This window comes from Pelagicoccus sp. SDUM812002, from assembly GCF_031127835.1.
Classification (GTDB): domain Bacteria; phylum Verrucomicrobiota; class Verrucomicrobiia; order Opitutales; family Opitutaceae; genus Pelagicoccus.
On the sequence record NZ_JARXHX010000107.1, the window covers coordinates 1 to 728 of the forward strand.

The 728-nt window shown below is 49.6% G+C and carries 1 protein-coding gene; it reads left to right on the forward strand.

Translation table 11 applies throughout. The annotated features are described in order from the left end of the window. Window positions 1–15 precede the first annotated feature (15 nt). A partial coding sequence (locus QEH53_RS24570; protein ID WP_369426457.1) for an AMP-binding protein occupies window positions 16–728 on the forward strand: 713 nt, incomplete at its 3' end.

The following is a 728-nucleotide window of genomic DNA, read 5'->3' on the forward strand; positions in this document are numbered from 1 at the left end:
GGCTCTCCGTCGGACCTGATCTACTGCATCTACACCTCGGGATCCACGGGCAGGCCAAAGGGCGTGCTGATAGAGCACCGGAACGTCGTTAATCTTACTATAGATTCGAGCCGCTTCAGCTTTAGCATGCAGGATGTCTTTCTCCATCATTCGTCATTCTCATTCGATGCGTCTACATTTGAGTTATGGACGCCCTTGCTCAAAGGGGCACGTGTGGCTATTGCTCGAGTAACACAACTGTTCGATCTCTCCGAGCTAAGGTCATTATTGGTTGAGAAAGGCGTAACAGTAGTGTTTTTAACGACAAGTTTGTTCTCGGCTGCGATCGAGGAAGCACCAAGAGTTTTTTCTACACTGAGATGCCTGATAGCCGGAGGTGACCGAATATCACAGAAACAATGCTTACATTGTTTGAAAGACTATCCAAAACTGCAGCTAGTCAACGCATATGGACCTACTGAGAATACTACATTCACGACGCTGTGCGATCTGACGAATTTGGGAAGCTCCTCTGTTGCCGTGCCAATAGGCTGTCCGATCAGTAATACAAAGACGTATGTTTTGGACCGATTGGGTTTTCTTTGCCCGATTGGGGTTCCAGGTGAGTTGTGCATCTCTGGCAACCAGGTTGGCCGCGGCTATTTGAATAACTCCGAGTTGACTTCCCGGAAGTTCGTTCCCGATCCTTTCTCCTCTGGGGAGCGGATGTACCGTTCCGGGGACCTGGC